The sequence below is a fragment of the Pseudomonas laurentiana genome (assembly GCF_014648275.1).
GTDB lineage: Bacteria > Pseudomonadota > Gammaproteobacteria > Pseudomonadales > Pseudomonadaceae > Aquipseudomonas > Aquipseudomonas laurentiana.
Genome location: NZ_BMQU01000182.1, coordinates 1 through 552 on the forward strand (window position 1 = coordinate 1; position 552 = coordinate 552).

A 552-nucleotide genomic window follows, 5' to 3' on the forward strand; every position below is an offset into this window, starting at 1 on the left:
AATGGCTATCCAGAACGAAGTAAACCTTTAACACAGTTTTCTTTCTCTCGCAAAAAAAAAAATACTGAAGGTTAAGATAGGTTCAAAAGCTCCTATTATTTGTAGCAGACGGAATCTCATTGGTTCAATTTATGTATGATCTGGTGCTTTTTTTTATTGTGTTCTTTATTTCTTAATGACCATTGAGAAGCCGTATGAAGTGAAAGTTTCACGTACGGTTTTGGAATAGAGATGAAAACAGTGATGTTTCTGTCGACTATAATTATCGAATAGTTCAAGTACAATTGATATAGTTGAAGCACAGTGCAGATATGGTTTTTTAGGATGGAATTTGTGGCGTCAGCCTATAGGGTTTTTAGCTTTTTTCATCTCATCTCTGGCAGAATGTGAAAGATTGCCCTTTGATTTACCAGAAGCGGAAGAAGAATTGGTAGCGGGTTATCAAACTGAATATTCGGGTATCAAATTTGGTTTATTTTACGTTGCTTCTTATCTAAATCTATTAGCTTCTTCATTCTTTGTAACAGTTCTTTACTTGGGCGGGTGGAAAGA

General features: G+C 35.1%; 1 protein-coding gene. It reads left to right on the forward strand.

The annotated features are described in order from the left end of the window. Positions 1-289: 289 nt before the first annotated feature. On the forward strand, positions 290-552 hold a 263-nt coding region (locus IE038_RS25755; protein WP_498053059.1), incomplete at its 3' end, for an NADH-quinone oxidoreductase subunit H.